This is a genomic window from Streptomyces spinoverrucosus, from assembly GCF_015712165.1.
GTDB classification, from domain to species: domain Bacteria; phylum Actinomycetota; class Actinomycetes; order Streptomycetales; family Streptomycetaceae; genus Streptomyces; species Streptomyces spinoverrucosus_A.
Genome location: NZ_JADPZX010000001.1, coordinates 1,305,032 through 1,322,229 on the forward strand (window position 1 = coordinate 1,305,032; position 17,198 = coordinate 1,322,229).

Annotated in this window: 16 protein-coding genes and 4 pseudogenes; 7 read left to right on the plus strand and 13 right to left on the minus strand. The window is 72.0% G+C overall.

Features of this window, described 5'->3' with window-relative positions; genetic code table 11:
• Positions 1-3: 3 nt before the first annotated feature.
• Complete coding sequence (locus I2W78_RS05930; protein WP_196457595.1) at positions 4-801, minus strand: acetoacetate decarboxylase family protein; 798 nt, start codon at positions 799-801, stop codon at positions 4-6.
• A 106-nt stretch (positions 802-907) separates the two neighbouring features.
• Here I2W78_RS05930 and I2W78_RS05935 point away from each other — a divergent pair, with 106 nt between their 5' ends.
• Together I2W78_RS05935 and I2W78_RS05940 are read left to right on the plus strand one after the other, a co-directional pair.
• A complete protein-coding gene (locus I2W78_RS05935; RefSeq protein ID WP_196457597.1) occupies positions 908-1,546 on the plus strand; it encodes a TetR/AcrR family transcriptional regulator in 639 nt (212 codons plus the stop codon).
• Positions 1,543-1,881: pseudogene (locus I2W78_RS05940) on the plus strand (thiamine pyrophosphate-dependent enzyme); the annotation flags it as partial. The gene I2W78_RS05935 and the pseudogene I2W78_RS05940, both read left to right, overlap by 4 nt.
• Here the strand turns inward: I2W78_RS05940 and I2W78_RS05945 are convergent.
• The 6 genes and pseudogenes from I2W78_RS05945 to I2W78_RS05960 all read right to left on the minus strand — a co-directional run bounded on the left by I2W78_RS05945 (position 1,830) and on the right by I2W78_RS05960 (position 4,863).
• The gene (locus tag I2W78_RS05945; protein WP_230885342.1) at positions 1,830-2,195 is read right to left on the minus strand and encodes an MFS transporter; all 366 of its coding nucleotides are present in this window, start codon (positions 2,193-2,195) and stop codon (positions 1,830-1,832) included. The pseudogene I2W78_RS05940 and the gene I2W78_RS05945 sit on opposite strands and share 52 nt — an antisense overlap.
• Positions 2,196-2,301: 106 nt before the next feature.
• Complete coding sequence (locus tag I2W78_RS05950; RefSeq protein WP_307783610.1) at positions 2,302-2,985, minus strand: 1,6-dihydroxycyclohexa-2,4-diene-1-carboxylate dehydrogenase; 684 nt, start codon at positions 2,983-2,985, stop codon at positions 2,302-2,304.
• A pseudogene (locus tag I2W78_RS41355) lies at positions 2,942-3,073 on the minus strand (SDR family NAD(P)-dependent oxidoreductase); the annotation flags it as partial. The gene I2W78_RS05950 and the pseudogene I2W78_RS41355, both read right to left, overlap by 44 nt.
• Positions 3,070-4,113: a benzoate 1,2-dioxygenase electron transfer component BenC gene (gene benC, locus I2W78_RS40225; RefSeq protein WP_230885343.1), complete on the minus strand. Its 1,044-nt coding sequence runs from the start codon at positions 4,111-4,113 to the stop codon at positions 3,070-3,072. The gene benC and the pseudogene I2W78_RS41355, both read right to left, overlap by 4 nt.
• A 1-nt stretch (position 4,114) precedes the next feature.
• Positions 4,115-4,621 carry a benzoate 1,2-dioxygenase small subunit gene (gene benB, locus I2W78_RS05955; RefSeq protein ID WP_196457599.1) on the minus strand — a complete coding sequence of 169 codons (507 nt, stop codon included), beginning with the start codon at positions 4,619-4,621 and terminating at the stop codon, positions 4,115-4,117.
• Positions 4,618-4,863, minus strand: a complete 246-nt coding sequence (locus tag I2W78_RS05960) for a hypothetical protein (protein ID WP_230886977.1) — start codon at positions 4,861-4,863, stop codon at positions 4,618-4,620. The genes benB and I2W78_RS05960 overlap by 4 nt, the downstream gene beginning before the upstream one ends.
• 15 nt (positions 4,864-4,878) lie before the next feature.
• On the opposite strand from I2W78_RS05960, the pseudogene I2W78_RS05965 reads away from it, so the two are divergent.
• From I2W78_RS05965 to I2W78_RS05980, 4 genes and pseudogenes are all read left to right on the plus strand, one after another.
• Positions 4,879-5,070 (plus strand): annotated as a pseudogene (locus I2W78_RS05965) (CoA-transferase); the annotation flags it as partial.
• The gene (locus I2W78_RS05970; protein WP_196457601.1) at positions 5,070-5,714 is read left to right on the plus strand and encodes a CoA transferase subunit B; all 645 of its coding nucleotides are present in this window, start codon (positions 5,070-5,072) and stop codon (positions 5,712-5,714) included. The pseudogene I2W78_RS05965 and the gene I2W78_RS05970, both read left to right, overlap by 1 nt.
• A 121-nt stretch (positions 5,715-5,835) precedes the next feature.
• A pseudogene (locus tag I2W78_RS40230) lies at positions 5,836-5,970 on the plus strand (3-oxoadipyl-CoA thiolase); the annotation flags it as partial.
• Positions 5,971-5,985: 15 nt separating this feature from the next.
• Positions 5,986-6,816, plus strand: a complete 831-nt coding sequence (locus I2W78_RS05980; protein WP_307783611.1) for an alpha/beta fold hydrolase — start codon at positions 5,986-5,988, stop codon at positions 6,814-6,816.
• An 18-nt stretch (positions 6,817-6,834) separates the two neighbouring features.
• Here I2W78_RS05980 and I2W78_RS05985 read toward each other — a convergent pair whose 3' ends face one another.
• Together I2W78_RS05985 and I2W78_RS05990 are read right to left on the minus strand one after the other, a co-directional pair.
• The gene (locus I2W78_RS05985) at positions 6,835-7,611 is read right to left on the minus strand and encodes an SDR family oxidoreductase (protein ID WP_196457602.1); all 777 of its coding nucleotides are present in this window, start codon (positions 7,609-7,611) and stop codon (positions 6,835-6,837) included.
• A gap of 35 nt (positions 7,612-7,646) precedes the next feature.
• Positions 7,647-8,597: an SDR family NAD(P)-dependent oxidoreductase gene (locus I2W78_RS05990; protein WP_196457604.1), complete on the minus strand. Its 951-nt coding sequence runs from the start codon at positions 8,595-8,597 to the stop codon at positions 7,647-7,649.
• A gap of 215 nt (positions 8,598-8,812) precedes the next feature.
• Between I2W78_RS05990 and I2W78_RS05995 the strand changes: the two genes are divergently transcribed.
• The gene (locus tag I2W78_RS05995; RefSeq protein WP_307783612.1) at positions 8,813-9,397 is read left to right on the plus strand and encodes a TetR/AcrR family transcriptional regulator; all 585 of its coding nucleotides are present in this window, start codon (positions 8,813-8,815) and stop codon (positions 9,395-9,397) included.
• Positions 9,398-9,641: 244 nt separating this feature from the next.
• Here I2W78_RS05995 and I2W78_RS06000 read toward each other — a convergent pair whose 3' ends face one another.
• The 4 genes from I2W78_RS06000 to I2W78_RS06015 all read right to left on the minus strand — a co-directional run bounded on the left by I2W78_RS06000 (position 9,642) and on the right by I2W78_RS06015 (position 17,109).
• Complete coding sequence (locus I2W78_RS06000; protein ID WP_307783613.1) at positions 9,642-11,885, minus strand: SWIM zinc finger family protein; 2,244 nt, start codon at positions 11,883-11,885, stop codon at positions 9,642-9,644.
• A gap of 500 nt (positions 11,886-12,385) precedes the next feature.
• Positions 12,386-15,199 carry a DEAD/DEAH box helicase gene (locus I2W78_RS06005; RefSeq protein ID WP_230885344.1) on the minus strand — a complete coding sequence of 938 codons (2,814 nt, stop codon included), beginning with the start codon at positions 15,197-15,199 and terminating at the stop codon, positions 12,386-12,388.
• 120 nt (positions 15,200-15,319) lie between these two features.
• Complete coding sequence (locus I2W78_RS06010; protein ID WP_196457608.1) at positions 15,320-15,934, minus strand: sugar kinase; 615 nt, start codon at positions 15,932-15,934, stop codon at positions 15,320-15,322.
• Positions 15,931-17,109 (minus strand): ROK family glucokinase, encoded by a 1,179-nt coding sequence (locus I2W78_RS06015; protein ID WP_196457610.1) that lies wholly within the window; start codon positions 17,107-17,109, stop codon positions 15,931-15,933. The genes I2W78_RS06010 and I2W78_RS06015 overlap by 4 nt, the downstream gene beginning before the upstream one ends.
• Positions 17,110-17,198: the final 89 nt, after the last annotated feature.

Here is a 17,198-nt window from a genome sequence, read left to right on the forward strand (position 1 = left end):
GGTTCACTCGGTGGGGTCGGTGAGGGTCTTGAGGTCGTTGACCGTGTAGCCGAGGTCGAGGCGGAAGCCCTTGCCGGTGCGCCGGACCGGCAGGTCGGCCAGTTCCTCACCGCGGGCGGGGAGGAAGGACAGCTCGCCCGAGCCGACCCAGGCGTCGGCAAGTCGTACGTCGTCCAGGACCGACATCACCAGTTCGTGGACGGCCGGCTGGTCGTGCTTGCCCGCGGCGAGCTGGGGGAAGTGGCGGAGGTTGACCAGCGGGCGGCCGACGAACGTGGCCGGGTCCTCGACGGGCTGTTCCAGGGTGACCTGGGCCTCGGCGATGCGCTGCCCGGCGGCGGAGGCGGTGGCGCCGAACCGTCCGCCGGGGGCGAGCAGCGGGGTGGCGGGGGTCTGCACGGCGTAGGCGCGGGTCTGGTGGACGCTGCCGAGCTTCTTGGGGAAGCCCTGGACCCAGCCGCGGGCCAGCGCGGCGTCGTTGTCGACGTAGATGTAGGGGCACCAGGCCACCGCGGTGTCGTTCCAGCGGGCGTTGAGGGTGACCAGGAATTCGCGGTACTGGCTGCGCACCGGGTCGAGGTAGTCGTCGCCGGAGGCGGCGTACTGCCAGTCGATGAACATGGCCACGCCGCGTCCGGAGGTCTCCGGGTCGGGGGTGAGGCCGTCGGGGAGGGCGGCTTCGGCGGCGGCCGGGTCGGTGAAGAACTCCACGCCGACGACGGTGCCGGCGTAGTGCCAGGGCGGGGCGGGGGCCAGGTTGGCCTCGCCGCGGGGGGACAGGGGGACGGTGTAGCCCTTCATGGCGGGCTCCCTTCCATCGGAGGCTACGAAACGTAGCGTTTCACTCGGACGGGACGACCGTAGTACACCTTGCCCCAAGAACGCAACGCTACGTATCGTTCTATTCATGAATCTTGTATTCGCCTCCCACACAGGAGCCACCCCCCGCTCCGCCCCCAAAATCCTCAGCGCAGCGCGGGACATCCTCACCGCACGCGGCTACCCGGCCCTCACCATCGAGGCCGTCGCCGCAGAAGCCGGCGTCGGCAAAACGACCATCTACCGCTGGTGGCCCAGCAAAGAAGCACTGGTCGCCGACGCACTCGCACAAGCCTTCCGCGGCGACGACATCCCCGACCTCGGCGACACCCGCGCCGAACTACGCCGAGCCGTCGACATGACCATCGACAACTACGCCAACAAGGACGTGGCCGTCACCCTGCCCGCACTCGCCGCGGACCTCTTCCCCAACACCGAACTCATGGCCCGCTTCCGAGAAGCCTTCCTCCTGCGCAAACGCCACAAGATCGCCGTCGCCCTGCGCCGCGGCATCCAACGCGGCGACCTCCCCGCCGACCTCGACACCGACCTCCTCCAGGACGTCTGGGCCGGCACCATCCTCTACCGCCGCCTCATGATCGACTCCCCCCTCGACGACAACCTCGCCGAAAGCCTCGTCCAACTCGCCCTCACCTCCTCCCCCGCCCTCACCAAGCCCGGCCACCCGGCAACCCCCGAGGTCGAAACGGCGGAGAAGCACACATGACCCTGGACAGCAGGAAGAGCACCGACCCCGAACTCGTGCAGTTGCTGACGCCCGAGGGCAAGCGGGTCAAGAACGCCGAGTTCGACGGCTACGTCGCCGGGATCACCTCCGAAGAGCTCCGCGGCCTGTACCGCGACATGGTGCTCACCCGCCGCTTCGACGCCGAGGCCACCGCCCTGCAGCGCCAGGGCGAGTTGGGACTGTGGCCCTCGCTGCTCGGCCAGGAGGCCGCCCAGATCGGCTCCGGCCGGGCCACCCGCGAGGACGACTACGTCTTCCCGACCTACCGTGAGCACGGCGTCGCCTGGTGCCGCGGCGTCGACCCGACCAACCTCGAGAACCACACGATGCCGGTCAGCATGATCCGGCGCCGCCCGATGTGGTCGCCGACGGCCCCGGCGATCAGGGCGCCGACCATGACGCCGATGAGGGCGTACGACCCGAGGGCGCCGGCCTGGGTCGCGGTGAGAGCGCCGAGCTGGCTCGGGTCGCGCAGCAGGACGGGGACGACGGCGCCGTAGACGACGAGGTCGTAGCCGTCGAAGACGAGGGCGACCGTGGCGATGGCGACGATCCAGCGCAGCGTGGCACGGTGCCGTGGGTCGGTGGTTCTGTGGTCCTGCGTGGTTCTGTGCTCCTGCGTGTTCATTGAGGGGACCCCATGTTCGTGTGAGCGGATGGGTGTGCTCCACTGCCCGGCCGAAGGAAGGCGAGGCGGGCGGGCAGCGGCGTACTGGGGTGGGGGGATGCGGAGTTCAGCCGAGGTCGCCGCCGCCGACGGGGAGCACCGTGCCGGTGATGTAGGAGGCCTCGTCGGAGGCGAGGAAGCAGATCGCCGCGGCCTGCTCCTGCGGGGTGCCGTAGCGCTTGAGCAGCGAGGAGTCGATGGTCTGGTCGACGATCCGCTGGTACCAGGCCTTCTCCTGCTCGGTGCGGGGAGCGGGACCCCGGGCCACGCGGCGGGGCGGCGCGTCCGTGCCGCCGGCCGCGGTGGCGACGACCCGGATGCCGTACGGGGCGGCCTCCATGGCGAGGGAGGCGGTGAGGGCGTTGACGCCGCCCTTGGCCGCCGAGTAGGGGATGCGGTGGATGCCGCGGGTGGCGATGGAGGAGACGTTGACGATCGTGCCTGAGCGCTGCTCGACGAGGTGGGGCAGGACGGCGCGGGTGGTCCACAGGGTCGGGAAGAGAGAGCGCTGGATCTCGGCCTGGATCTCGTCGGGTGCGTAGTGCTCGAAGGGCTTGGCCCAGATCGTGCCGCCGACGTTGTTGACCAGGACGTCGATCCGGCCGAGCAGTTCGAGGGACTCCGCGACGGCGCTCCGCGCGCCCTCGTGTCTCCAGGTCGGCCAGGACGGCGTGGGCCTTGAGGTCGTCAGCGGCTTCCCGGACGGTCCCCGAGCGGTCCACCAGGACGACCTCGGCGGACTCGGCCACAAGCCTGCGGGCGACTTCGAGGCCGATGCCCTGCGCGGCTCCGGTCACCACGGCCCTTTTGCCGGCGAACCTCTCCCTGTGCGCGATCACGCCGCCTCCGCCGTCTCGCGTACGACAGCCGGCGTGAACTTCTCGTAGTGGAAGCTCGCCGGGCTCACGCCGAGCGATGCGATGTGGGCGCGTACTGCCTCGACCATGGCGGGCGGTCCGCACAGATGGACGTCCGCGTCTCCGTCGTGGAGGGTGCCGGAGTCCATCAGCCCGGTGACGAAGCCCCTGTTGCGGGCGGTGCTGTTCGGGTCGGCCACACAGTGGTCGAAGGTGAAGCCCGGGATGACGTCGGCGTAGTCCCGCAGGGTGTCCAGGTGGACGAGGTCCTGGTCGGTGGTGACGCCGTAGAGCAGGTGGACCGGGTGGCCGGGCGGCTGCTGGGCCAGCTGCTCCAGCATCGAGAGCAGCGGTGCCAGGCCGGTGCCGCCCGCCAGCAGCAGGGCGGGGCGGGTGAGTGCACGCAGGTAGAAGCTGCCCATGGGGCCGGTGAACTCCAGGCGGTCGCCGACCTGGGCACGCTCGGTGAGGTAACGGGACATCGTCCCGCCCTCGACGATGCGGACCAGGAAGGAAAGGTGCCGCTGGCCCGGTCCTGAGCTGAAGGAGTACGAGCGGGTCTGGCCGGTGCCGGGCACGGCGACGTTGACGTACTGGCCGGGCAGGAAGCCGAGCGCCTCCCGGTCGTCGGCGGCGAGCGTGAACTCCACGGTGGTGTCGGAGTGGCGCTTGATGTCGACGACGGTGGCGGTGTGGGTGGCGGCGCCCGTCTTGGCGGCCGCGGACGAGGACGGGATGCGCAGCACGAGGTCGCTGTGCGGGGTCATCTGGCAGGGCAGGCAGTGACCGAGCGCCGCCTCGTCCTCCGTCAGTGCCTCGTCGATGTAGTCGCCGCCGTCGTAACTCCCGGACTCGCACAGCGACTTGCAGGTGCCGCAGGCACCGTCGCGGCAGTCGAGGGGGATGTTGATGCGGGCCTTGTAGGAGGCCTCGGCAACCGTCTCGTCGGGGCGGCACTCGATGAAGCGGGTGATGCCGTCCTCGAAGTTCAGGGCGACCTGGAAAGACATGATCGTGCTCATCTCAGACGTGGTAGATGTCGACGACGTGGTGCACGTAGTCGTTCTTCAGGACGACCTTCTTGCTGGTGATCAGCGGCTCGGGACCGGAGACGTCGAGGCGGTAGAAGGACGAGCCGAAGTACGTGTCTGTCGTCTGGTAGCGGTAGTAGAGCGTGAACCAGTTGAAGCGGACGTCCAGCACGTCGCCGTCGCGGCCGGTGATCTCGACGTTGGTGATGTTGTGGCCGGTGCGGGGCTCGGGCAGGCTCGTGGCGCTGGAGCGGTCGGTGCGGATGCGGAAGACACGGTCCTCCAGGCCGGCCCGGCTCGGGTAGTAGACGAGGGAGATCTCGCGCTGCGGGTCGCGGGTGAGCTCGTCGTCGTCGGCCCAGGCCGGCATCCAGAACTCGGCGTCCGGGTGGTAGCACTCCAGCCACTGCTCGAACTCGCGGTCGTCCAGGTAGCGCGCCTCGCGATAGAGGAACTGGCGGATGCCTTCGAGAGTCGACTCATCGATTGCCGTGGTCACTTGGTCGCCTCCAGAGCCGCACTCAGGGTCCGCGCCCAGTAGCCGTGCTGGATGGGGTAGAGCCCCTCGTCCTCGGTGCGTACACCGCTGGCGATCGGGTTGATCCCGATCTTCTTGGCGTCCTCGTCGGGGCCGTCGATCTGGTGCACGGCGCCACGGCTGAGGTCGTTCCAGGGCATGGACTCGGCGAGGTAGGTCTTCTGGCAGGAGCGGAATTCCTCCAGGTCGTCCGGGGTGGCCATGCCGGTGGCGTTGAAGAGCGGAACTTCAACCCCCTTGCCGCGATGGCCGGTCGGGTGACGATCGCCGAGGTCGAGGAACTCGTCGAGCCCGGAGAGATCGATCCGGACGCGGTGCACCTGCCCGGCATCTTCGTCCAGCGGGTCCTCGCGCTCACCCCCGAGCAGGCGGCGGACAAGAAGATCGAGCGGCGGAGGGTGAGCGGCTGATGCCCTGGACACGGGAACAGATGGCCGCCCGGGCCGCGCGCGAACTGAACGACGGGCAATACGTCAACCTCGGCATCGGCCTGCCGACCCTGATCCCCAACCACCTCCCGCCCGGCGTCGAGGTGATCCTGGAGTCGGAGAACGGCATCCTGGGCACCGGCCCTTATCCGACCGAGGACGCCGTCGACCCGGACCTGATCAACGCCGGCAAGGAGACCGTCACCGTCCTGCCCGGCGCCTCCTTCTTCGACTCCGCGCTGTCCTTCGGAATGATCCGCGGCGGGCACATCGACGTCGCCGTCCTGGGCGCCATGCAGGTGTCCGCGAACGGCGACCTGGCGAACTGGGCCGTCCCGGGCAAGCTGATCACGGGAATCGGCGGGGCGATGGACCTGGTCCACGGCGCCCGCACGGTCATCGTCGTGATGACGCACACCGCCAAGGACGGCTCGCCGAAGATCCTGGAGGAGTGCACGCTGCCGCTCACCGGCAGGGCGTGTGTGAACCGGGTCATCACCGATCTCGCCGTGATCGACGTGACACCGGATGGACTCTTGTTGACCGAGGTCGCCCCTGGAGTGAGCGTCGACGACGTCATCGCCAGGACCGACGCCAAGCTCATCCTCTCGGAGGGCCTGCTGTGAACACGGTTTACATCGTCGACGCCGTCCGCACCCCGATCGGCCGCTACAACGGCGCCCTCGCGAGCGTTCGCCCCGACGACCTCGGCGCACATGCCATCCGCGAACTCCTCGCCCTCGGTCACCCCTCGGCGCCTCCGATGCCCGTCTCGCCGGCACCGTGGCTCACCAGCTCGCCCGCCGGGGCAGTGGCACCGGCATCGCCACCCTCTGCATCGGCGTCGGCCAGGGCCTTGCCCTCGTCCTCGAACGCCAGTAGTCCTCGGGAGCCGCTGTGCCCGCGCCACACCTGCTGCACCACCACCTGGCCGGTCCGGTCGACGCGCCGCCGTTGGTCCTCGGTCCGTCCCTGGGCACCTCCAAGGCGGTCTGGGAACCCCAACTGCCCTCCCTGATCCGCCGTTTCCGGGTCCTGCGCTTCGATCTGCCCGGACATGGCGGTTCCACCACCGGGCCGCTGCGCGATCCCGGGCCCGGACGCACGACGGTCGAGGACCTCGCGTCCTTGGTGCTCGAACTGGCCGACCACCACGGCTGGGACCGCTTCCACTACGCGGGCATCTCCCTGGGCGGAGCCATCGGCGCCCACCTCGCGGCACACCACCCCGAACGTGTCGCGTCCCTGGCACTGGTCTGCTCCTCCGCGCACTTCGGGGCGCCGCAACCCTGGTACGAGCGCGCGGAACTCGTACGGCTCAAGGGGACCTCTCCCCTGCTGGTGACCAGCCCGGACCGCTGGTTCGCCACCGAGGAAATCGCCAAGTCCCCCTTCGGCCGCAGGCTGATCGGCAATCTCGCCGAGGCCGACCCCGTCGGCTACGCGGCATGCTGCGACGCCCTCGCCACGTACGACCTGCGCCCCGACCTGGCCAGGATCGCCGCACCCACCCTCGTCGTCGGGGGCTCCCACGACGTGGCGACTCCGGTGGAGCACGCGAAGGAACTCGCGGCGGGCATCCCGCGTGCCGTCCTGAAGGTCATCGGCTGCGGGCACCTCGCCGCCGAGCAGCCCCAGGCCCTGCGGGCCGCGCTCACCTCCCATCTGCCCGCGTCCCTCGCCGGAGGCGGAACACGGCTGGTTCCACCGTCCGACCGCAGCTCCTGACCTGCATTATGTGCTGCCCTAGAACTGGAGGGGGATGCGATATCCCGCGTCCAGGCGTGGGTTGGAGGCGTTGAAGTAGCCGTTCTCCACCAGGTGTGCGGCGAAGGCGGCGAACTCCTCGGGCCTGCCAAGGCGGCGGGGGCCGGCGAAGTGCTGGACTTGCTGGGCGATGGCCGCGTCGTCGGTGAAGCCGTCGAAGATCGGCGTGTCGAAGCCACCGGCGACGATGGTGTTGACGCGGATGCCGCGGCCGGCGAACTCGCGGGCGGCGGGGAGCGTCATGCCCACCAGCGCGGCCTTGGTCGCGGAGTATCCGACCATGCCGACGGTGCCGTCGTGGGCGGCGGCGGAGGAGGTGTTGATGATGACGCCTCGCTCGCCGTCGTCGTCCGGCTCGTTGTCGAGCATGGCCGCGGCGGCGTGGCTCATGACATTGAAAGTGCCGACGAGGTTCGTGGTGACCATCCGGCTGAACTCCGCGAGATCGGTCGGCGTTCCGTCGGCGGTGGTCAGCCCGACCGCGGCGATGTAACCGGCGGTGTTGAGGTTGATGTCGATCGCGCCGAACCGGTCGGTGGCAGCCTGGACGGCGGCGGTCACCTGCTCGGGGTCGGTGATGTCCGCGCCGAGGCCGAGGGCGTTGTCGCCGAGTTCGGCGGCGAGTTTCTCGGCGAGCTCGCGGCGGCGCCCGACGAGGACGACGTTCGCACCGCGTTCGGCGAAGTAGCGGGCCGCGCCCAGGCCGAGCCCCGAGGTGGCGCCGGCGATGAAGGCGGTCTTTCCCTGGATTTTCATGGCGGTGGAGGTGTTCCCTTCAGGGGCGGCGTGCGTCAGGAGCGAAGCATGGCGGTACCGAGGTCCCAGAGCCGCTCCGCGTTGTTCTCGTCGAGGGCGTAGGGGAGCACACCGCGCTCGGAGTTGGGGCTGGGGTTGGTGTTGAGTTCGGCCTCGTTGCAGTCCTCGAAGTAGCGGCCGGTGACGCCTTCGAGCAGGGGGGACGCGGCCACCAGGACCGAGGTGGCGGCGCCTTCCTCGACGGTCTTCCAGTTGAAGTTCGCGAAGGCCTCCTCGATCTCTGGCGTCATGTTGTGCTGCTGGTGGCGCTGGAGGCCGGTGCGGATACCGCCGGGCATGACCGCGTTGGCGGTGATCCCGTCGTCGGCCCACCGCTTGGCCGCTCCCACTGCCAGCAGCACGTTGCCGGTCTTGGACTGGCCGTAGGCGGCCCACTCCTCGTAGGGGCGGCGCTCGAAGTGAATGTCGTCGAAGACCACCGGCGAGAACAGGTGGCCGACGGAGCTGAGCGAGACGATGCGCGCGCCGCCGGCGGCTGCGAGCGCGTCGTGGAGGCCGAGGGTCAGGTTGAAGTGGCCGAGGTAGTTGGTGGCGAACTGCAGTTCCCAGCCCTCGGGCGTGCGGTGGAGCTCGGGCAGGGCCATGATCCCGGCGTTGTTGACCAGGATGTGCAGGGGGCCCTGCCAGGCGTCGGTGAAGGACGCGACGGAGGCGCGGTCGGTCAGCTCCAGCGGCGCGGCGGTCACCTTGGGGTTGCCGGTCTTGGCCGTGATCTCCTGGGCGACACGGTTGCCCGCCTCGACGTTGCGGACGGCGAGGGTGACATCCGCACCGGCACTGGCCAGGGCGCGTGCCGTTTCCACGCCGATGCCGGAGGCCGCGCCGGTGATGATCGCGCGCTTGCCGGTCAGGTCGACGCCCTCGATGACCTCGTCGGCGGTGGTGTGAAAGCCGAAGGGCGTGGTGAAACGCTCATGCGTGCTCATGTGTGTGGTCTCCGTTCATATGGGCGCTCCCCGTCACCTCTTGGCCGCTCTCGCGGCAGGGGCGCCGATCGTTATGCGGAATCGATTCCGGTAATTCAAGTTAAGCGGAATCGATTCCGATTGCAAGTCCGTGCGAGGTGCCTCCGGCTGCGCCTCGGCCCGGCGGTGGCGGCCCGGCCGGTATGTATGATGGGAAGTGGAATACATTCCGGTTTGTGGAGGTGGCCGTGACGGGGGCTGTGCAGCGCAGGCCGCGTGCAGATGGGCAGCGCAATCGTGCGCGCATCCTCGAGGTGGCGTTGCGGCTGTTCGTGGAGCGCGGTGCGGAAGTCCCGTTCACCGAGATCGCCAAGGAGGCCGGCGTCGGTGTGGGGACGGTCTACCGCCACTTTCCGGCGCGAGAGGACCTCATCGAAGCGGCGTACCGTTCGGAGCTGGACGCAGTGTGCGCCGCTGCCGGGGAGCTGATCGAGGCGATGCCGCCCGCTGATGCCCTGCGTACCTGGATGGACCGTTTCATCGACTACTGGGCCACCAAGATCGGTCTGACGGATGCGATCCGAGCCGTCGTGGCCGCGGGCGGGGACCCGTTCGCGCAGAGCCGTGAGCGGCTCGATGACGCGGTTGGCGCGCTGCTGTCGGCGACCGCCGCGGCAGGATTTACGCGTCCCGAGGTCAAAGCGGACGATCTGGTGGTGTCACTCAGCGGCATCGCCATGGTCGTCGGCGTACTCGAGGATCGCGAACAGGTGGGTCGGATGCTCGACCTTCTGTACGAAGGAATGCGAACCCGGCCGTAAGGGGTGAGGCTGCCCGCGCCTTCGACCGTCCTCGCGCTTTCATTGAACGCGCCGAACCCGGAGGGGCGTACCTGTGTCGACGCGCCATCGGACAGGTGCCCCCCGGCGAGGCGTCCAGTTGGTCCATGTTCGGATGCGGCTGGCCGACGAAAGCGAGAGCGTCGAGGCCGAGGATGGCGAGGAGCTACGCTGCCGGGAGGTCATCCACCTGGTCAGGCCGATACAGCCATGTGCCAGGGTCGCCTCATGGTTCGTCCATGGCGCCGAGGCCGGTCAGGGCGCCGACCGGGTCGGGGTCCGGGGTGCCTCGGGGCCACCAGTCGTCCCGGCCCGGTTCGGACTCGTAGGCGTACCAGAGGGCGTCGCGGCCCAGGCGGAGCTGGACGTGGCCGTTCGGGTGGGTGAGGCGGTTGCGCCAGGGGCGGAAGGCGGGGAGGTCGGCGGCGAGGAGGAGGGGGCGGGCGCGGTCGAAGCGGCCGGCCGGTGGATCCCAGGGTTCTTCGAGCGCGGCGAGGCCGTCGAGGCCGCCCTGCCGCCAGGCGGCGACCGCGCGCGCCAGCTCCGCCGGGCTACGGCCGACGGCGGAGGCGAGCGAGGAGTACAGGGCGCGTGTGCCGGCGGTGAGGCCGGAGCCGGGGCGGGCCGCCGCGAGTCGTACCGCGTCCTGCCACAGCGTCAGCTCCGCGACCGGGTCGTGGCCGGTGACGAGCACGGCGTGGGCACGGGCGGCGGCGTCGGTGGCCAGCTGGTCCAGCGCGAACGGGTCCGGGCCGCCCGGGGCGGCGGGGTAGACCGGGGGTTGTTCGGGGTGCGGTGGGGCGGGCAACGGGGGCGGGAGGGGTGGACGTTCGCTTCGGGCCAGGGCGTCGGTGGCCCGGATGCCCGGCAGCGGGGCCGGTTCCCGCTCCTGGGCGGCGCGGGCCGCGCGGGTGGCGTTGCGGCGGGACAGGGCGTCGAGCAGCTCGCGTTCGCCCCGGCCGCGCAGCAGGAGCAGGACGAAGGGATCGGCGTCGAGCAGGCGCGCGGTCTGGTAGCAGAGGGCGGCGGCGTGCTTGCAGGGGTGGCCGCGGTCGGGGCAACTGCAGTGCGGGTCGAGGTCGCCGGGGCCCGGGAGCAGCGGGACGTCGCCGTCCGCGAGCGCCTGGGGCATCTCCTTGTCGAGCAGCGCCGCGATATGGCCGGGCCGGTCGGCGGCGGCGTCCAGGAACCGCTCCCAGTCCGCGTCGTCCAGCGTGCGCAGCCGCACTTGCACGCGGTAGGGCCGGGGGCGGCTGCCGCGGACGTACGCCAGGACGAGGCCCGGGGTCACCGTGATGGCGTCCACATGGCCCTGCTGGGCGTAACCACGTCCGCGCGCCAGCCGCTTGACGTCCAACGCGCCCTGCTCCAGCGCGCTGATCCAGGCGTTGCCCCACCAGGTCTCCGCGAAGGGCGCGTCCTCGTCCGAGGGGCGGGGCGGGAACGCGGGGAAGGTGCGGCGCAGGTCTCCGTCCCGGTGGGGGGAGGCCATGGAGCGGGGGACGCGGGGAGTTGCGGCGGCGGGTTCGGGGTGGGGGGTGGTGGTGCCCTCCGGGGGTGCGGCAGCGGGCGGCACGGAGGGGGGCTTGCGGTTCGGGTCGGCGGTGGCGCGCTCCTGGGGTGCGGCGGCGGGTTCGGGGTGTGGGGTGGTGCCCTCCGCGGGTGCGGCAGCGGGCGGCACGGAGGGGCTATTGCGCTTTGGGTCGGCGGTGGCGCGCTCCTGGGGTGCGGCGGCGGGTTCGGGGTGTGGGGTGGTGCCCTCCCCGGGTGCGGCAGCGGGCGGCCCAGAGGGGGTCGCGCGGTTCGGGTCGGCGGTGATGTGCTCCGCGGGCGCGGCGGCGGATTCGGGGAGTGGGGTGGTGGTGCCCTCCGCGGGTGCGGCAGCGGGCGGCCCAGAGGGGATTGTGTGGTTCGGGTCGTGGGCGGGCGGACGCTCGTGCGTCGCGGTTGCCGGGGCCGGCGGCTTGACTGCGCTCGCGAGCAACTCGCCCAGTTCACGCGGGCGTCGGGACCCAGTAGCCGGTCGGGGCAGCGGGGTGGGGCGCGGCGGCGTCGGTGCGGATCGGTACGCCGAACGGGCCTCCGGCTCGACGTCCGTGGCCTCGATGTCCTCCCTTACCTGCCGTGCCTGCGCCTCCCGCTCGCTTCGGGCAGCGCGCAGGGCGTCGCGCGCGACGTCGGCGGGACGGGTGGAGGGCCGGGCCCTTGCCGGAGTGGTGGGGTCCGGGTCCTCGCCGGGGGCGTCGGGGACACCGGCGGCCGATGCCCCGCTGGGCGCCCGGTCCGATCCGTCCCCCGGTGCTTCGGCCGCCCCGGCGTCCGCGGCGACGGCCCGCCGAGTCGACACCGCGCGCCGCAGCGCGGCCCGAGCGGCGTCACCGGGCCGGGCCTCGTGGCTCGCGGAGTTGCCCGGTTCGGGGTCGGGTGCGGCTGCCTGACGTCGGTCACGAGGCAGGCTCCGGCCGTCCACGGCGTCACCCGAATCCTCCTCCCGGCTCCTCAGCCCCCGAGCAGCCCGCAGAGCCCGACGCGCCACGTCAGCGGGCCGCGCCTGCGCCACCGCTTCAGCTTCCTCCCCCAGGTGCTGCGAACCGCAACCCGCCTCGGCCCCCTCCCCCAAGCCCTGCGAAAGGCGACCCGCTCCGACCCCCTTTCCCAAGCCCTGCGCACCACGACCCGCCTCGCCCCCCTCCCCCAAACCCTGCGCACCACGACCCGCCTCGCCCCCCTCCCCCAAACCCTGCGCACCACGACCCGCCTCGCCCCCCTCCCCCAAACCCTGCGCACCACGACCCGCCTCGCCCCCCTCCCCCAAACCCTGCGCACCACGACCCGCCTCGCCCCCCTCCCCCAAACCCTGCGCACCACGACCCGCCTCGCCCCCCACCCCCGCGCCCTCCTCACCCGACGCCAGCGCCTCATCAGGCACCTCACCGTCACCCCACACCCAGGGCCGCCCCCGCTCCCCCGTCACGACGCCCTCCGCAGCGACACGAGGTCGGACAGCTCACGGTCCGTCAGCTCTGTGAGGGCCGCCTCCCCGGAGCCGAGGATCGCGTCGGCCAGGGCGCGCTTGGACTGGAGCATCTCGGCGATGCGGTCTTCCACCGTGCCCTCGGTGATCAGGCGGTGTACCTGGACGGGCTGGGTCTGGCCGATGCGGTAGGCGCGGTCGGTGGCCTGTTCCTCGACCGCCGGGTTCCACCAGCGGTCGAAGTGGACGACGTGGCCCGCGCGGGTGAGGTTCAGGCCGGTGCCGGCGGCCTTGAGGGACAGCACGAGGACCGGGGTGGCGCCGCCCTGGAAGCGGTCCACCATGCGTTCGCGTTCCGGTACCGGTGTGCCGCCGTGCAGCAGGTCCACCGGGACGGCCCTGGCGGACAGGTGGGACGTGATGAGGCGGGCCATGCCGACGTACTGCGTGAAGACCAGCGCCGAGCCGTCCTCCGCGAGGAGCGTGTCCAGCAGCTCGTCCAGCAGGGCGAGTTTGCCGGAGCGGGCGGCGAGCCGGTCGCCGCCGTACGGGGCGTGCTCCTCCTTCAGGTACAGCGCCGGGTGGTCGCAGATCTGCTTGAGCGAGGTCAACAGCTTCAGCACCAGGCCACGGCGCGCCATGCCCTCCGCGGTCTCGATGGCCAGCATGGACTCCCGCACCACCGCCTCGTACAGCGCGGCCTGTTCGCGGGTGAGCGGCACCGGGTGGTCGGTCTCCGTCTTGGGCGGCAGTTCGGGGACGATCCCGGGGTCGGACTTCTTGCGGCGCAGCAGGAAGGGGCGGACGAGTCGGGCGAGGCGGGTCACCGCCTCCTCGTCCTCGCCGGTCTCCACCGCGCGGGCGTGCCGGGCGCGGAAGGACTTCAGTGGGCCGAGCAGGCCGGGCGTCGTCCAGTCCAGCAGTGCCCACAGCTCGGAGAGGTTGTTCTCGACCGGGGTGCCGCTCAGGGCGACGCGCGCCGGCGTCGGGATGGTGCGCAGGGCTTTCGCCGTCGCCGAGTACGGGTTCTTGACGTGCTGTGCCTCGTCGGCGACGACCATGCCCCACTTCTGCTGGGCGAGCGTCGCCGCCGCCGACCGCATCGTGCCGTACGTGGTGAGGACGAAGCCGCCGTCGAGGTCGTCCAGGGTGCGTTCCGTGCCGTGGTGGCGGCGGACGGGGACGCCGGGCGCGAACCGCTCGATCTCCCGCTGCCAGTTGCCGAGCAGGGAGGCCGGGCAGACCACCAGGGTCGGTTCGGTGCGGGCGCGTTTGAGGTGGAGGGCGATGACGGTGACCGTCTTGCCGAGTCCCATGTCGTCGGCGAGGCAGCCGCCGAGGCCGAGGGAGGTCATCAGGTCGAGCCAGGCCAGGCCCCGGAGTTGGTAGTCACGGAGGGTGGCGCGCAGGCCGGCGGGCGGCTCGGCGGGCCGCAGCCCGGCGGTGAGGCGGTCGCGCAGCGCGGCCAGCGCGCCGACCGGCACCGCCTCGACCTGCTCGCCGTCGATCTCCGCGGTGCCGGTGAGCGCGACGGACAGGGCGTCCACCGGGTCGAGCAGGCCCAGCTCGCGCTTGCGGGCCTTGCGGACCAGCGCCGGGTCGACCAGGACCCACTGGTCGCGCAGCCGGACGACGGGGCGGTGGGCCTCGGCGAGCGCGTCCATCTCGGCCTCGCTCAGCGGCTCGCCGCCGAGCGCCAACTGCCAGCGGAACTGCAGCAGTTCCTCGCTCTCGAAGAAGCCGGTGCCGTCGGTCGCCGAGCCGGGCGCCGGCCGGACCACCGCGGCGGCCGTCAGGTCCCGTGCCAGGTCGCGGGGCCAGTGCACGGCGACGCCGGCCGCCGCGAGCCGGGCGGCCGCCGCGCCCAGCAGGTCGCCCAGCTCCGGCTCGGACAGGGCGAGCACGTCGGGCACGTCCTGCTCGGCGAGCTGGTCCAGCGGCGCCCAGACGCGGGCCGCGCGCCGGACCGCGAGCGCGGCGTCCACCCGCGCGCGGGGACCGAAGTCGCCGTCCGCGTCCCCCGTCCACAGCGCCGCCGCGTCCACCACGAGCGTCGGGTCGGCGAGGCTGTGCACCTGCACGATCGCCGCGCCCGCCCGGCGTACCCGCTCGCCGTCCTCGCCCGCGTCGAACAGGTCGTGCGCCGACAGATCCAGGCGCAGGGAGATCCGTACGCCCGCGTCCATCCCGGCGGCGACCTCCGCCGCCCAGTCGTGGGCGGCGGGCAGGCGCTGGGGCGCGCGGGCCGCGAAGGGCCTGCCGCAGGCGTGCTCGGCGGCGGGGGTGCGCGGGAGGGTGTCCGCGACCGCGTCCAGGAAGGCCCGCATCAGCGCCTCCGGCTCGGGCAGCCGCAGCGGGCCCGGACCGGGCAGCGGCACCGCATGCCCCTCGTACGGCAGCGCGGCGGCCACCGCGCGCAGGTGGGCGATGTCGTCGGGGTCGAGGGGGCCGGCCCGCCAGGCGTCGTGCCCGCTGGGTGTCAGCCCGGGCAGCAGGCGCCCCCGGGCGGCGAGTCGCAGCGCGTGCAGGGCGGCCGCGCCCCAGCAGGCCGTGGCGGGGTGGGCGGCCGGATCGTGCCGGGCCCGGACGAGCGACGGCAGGGCCTCGCCGATCGGCAGGGTCAGCGCCGGGATCTCCTTGCGGCGGACGCCCGCGCCATGGGGTCGTACGACGGTCAGTGGCGTGGAGGCGGGGCCGGGCGCCGTCGACGTACCGCCACCGTCCGGGTCCCAGAAAGCCACGCGTCCCTCGCGCGGCACCGGTGCGGGCAGGAAGACAGCCGCCAGCCCCTCGGGCACGGATCCGCCCATACGTCCTGTCACCTCCCGCCCGCACATCGGATCAGTCGTCTTCGACTCTACGGGCGGGGTCTGACAATCGGCTCCGGCGGCCCGGACCGGACCGGACGGGAGCAGAGGCGGCAAGGCCCGTCAGGGAATCAGGCGCGAGACGACGTACACCATGGGGTACTTCGGATTGCCGGTGTTCACCACGATGTCCTGCGTCGGCTTGGGGTTCTTCTGCTGGTGGACCAGGCCCCAGTCGGCGCCGGGCCGGGCGCCCGCGCCCGAGAACCTCCAGCCCGTGACGTGCCGGTCGCGCGAGCCGATCGTGATGTCGCCCTTGGTCAGCTCGCTTCGGCTGACGCCGACCTCCTTGAGGAAGGCGTCCAGCCCGGCGTGCGTGGTCTGGAACTGCACGTAGAGGCGGCTGGTCTTCCAGTTGTTCGTCTCGTACCAGGCGACCTTGTTGGAGGGATGCGGTATCGGCACCTGGTACAGCCGCCGCTGCACCTTCGACGGCCAGCCCTTGGTCAGGCCCCGCGCCGAGTACTTCTTCTCCTTGTCCTTGCCGCTGTCGCGGCTCTGGTTGGCGGAGATCACCAGGTATCCGGCGGGGATGCCGATGAGCAGCACGATGATGAGCAGGGTGAGCGCCCTGCGGCCCATCACATGGCGGCGGTTCTCGGCCGGCGCCTGCGGCTGGTCGGCAGGCGCCTGCGGCTGTTCGGCCGGAGCCGCCTGGGGCGGCAGCGAGCTCGTCACAGCGACTCCTGGCCGCGGCGGGCCTCCGCGTACCGCTCGTAGCGTTCGTACCGCTCCACCCTGCGCCGTTTGGCGCGCCGGAAGCGGCGGGCGACCAGCCGGGCGAGGTCGGCGGCGCCGACCATGCCGGCCTCGGGGCCGAGCTGGGCGCGGACGAGACGGGCCTCGGGGCGGTAGCCACGGCCGGTGAGGTGTCGCTTGAAGGCGTCCCGGGCGGGCCCGATGAGCAGGTCGTCGGCGGCCGAGACACCGCCGCCGATCACGAAACAGGACGGGTCGAGGGCGGCGGCCAGGTTGGCGATGCCGACGCCGAGCCACTGGCCGATGTCCTGGAGCAGCTCGATGCACATGGCGTCGCCCTCGCGGGCCAGCTCGGTGATCAACGGGCCGGTGATGTCGCCGATGTTGCCCTTGACGTGCTCGATGATCCCGTACGCCACCGGCGAGTCGGCCGCGGCCAGCTCGCGCGCCTCCCGGACCAGCGCGTTGCCGGAGCTGTACTGCTCCCAGCAGCCGCGGTTGCCGCACGGGCAGCGGTGGCCGCCGGGCACGACCTGCATGTGGCCGAACTCGCCGGCGACGCCGAACTTGCCGCGCTTGACCTGGCCGTCCTCCAGGATCGCGCCGCCGATGCCGGTGCCCAGCGTGATCATGACGAGGTGGTCCTCGCCGCGTCCGGCGCCGAAGCGCCACTCGGCCCAGGCGGCGGTGTTGGCGTCGTTGTCGACCAGGACCGGGACGGAGAGGCGGCTGGCGAGGCGGTCGCGCAGCGGCTCGTTGCGCCAGGACAGGTGCGGCGCGAACAGGACCCGGTTGCGGTCGGCGTCGACCCAGCCGGCCGCGCCGATGCCGACCGCGTGCACGTCGTGCCGGTCGGACAGGTCCAGGACCAGCTCGACGATGGTGTCCTCGACGACCTTGGGGCTCTTGGACTTGTCCGGGGTCTCCGTGCGGAGCTTCTCCAGGATGTTGCCGTCGGCGTCCACGACGCCCGCCATCACCTTGGTCCCGCCGATGTCGATGCCGACGGTGGGCACGCGGGGTGCGGTCAGGTGGGAGCGGCGTTCCCGGGTGCCGACGGTGCGCAGCGCCGCGCGGCGGGAGCCGATGGGGGCGCCGGTCACGCGGGCGTTGCTCAGTGACCTCGGGAAGGCTAGGTCGCGGTAGGTGCTCATCACCGGCGATTCTGCCTCACCGTGACTCAGGGTGCGGTAAGGGGATCGTCGGGGCTGCGGATCGTATGCCGGGTGCGGGTCTCTTGTGG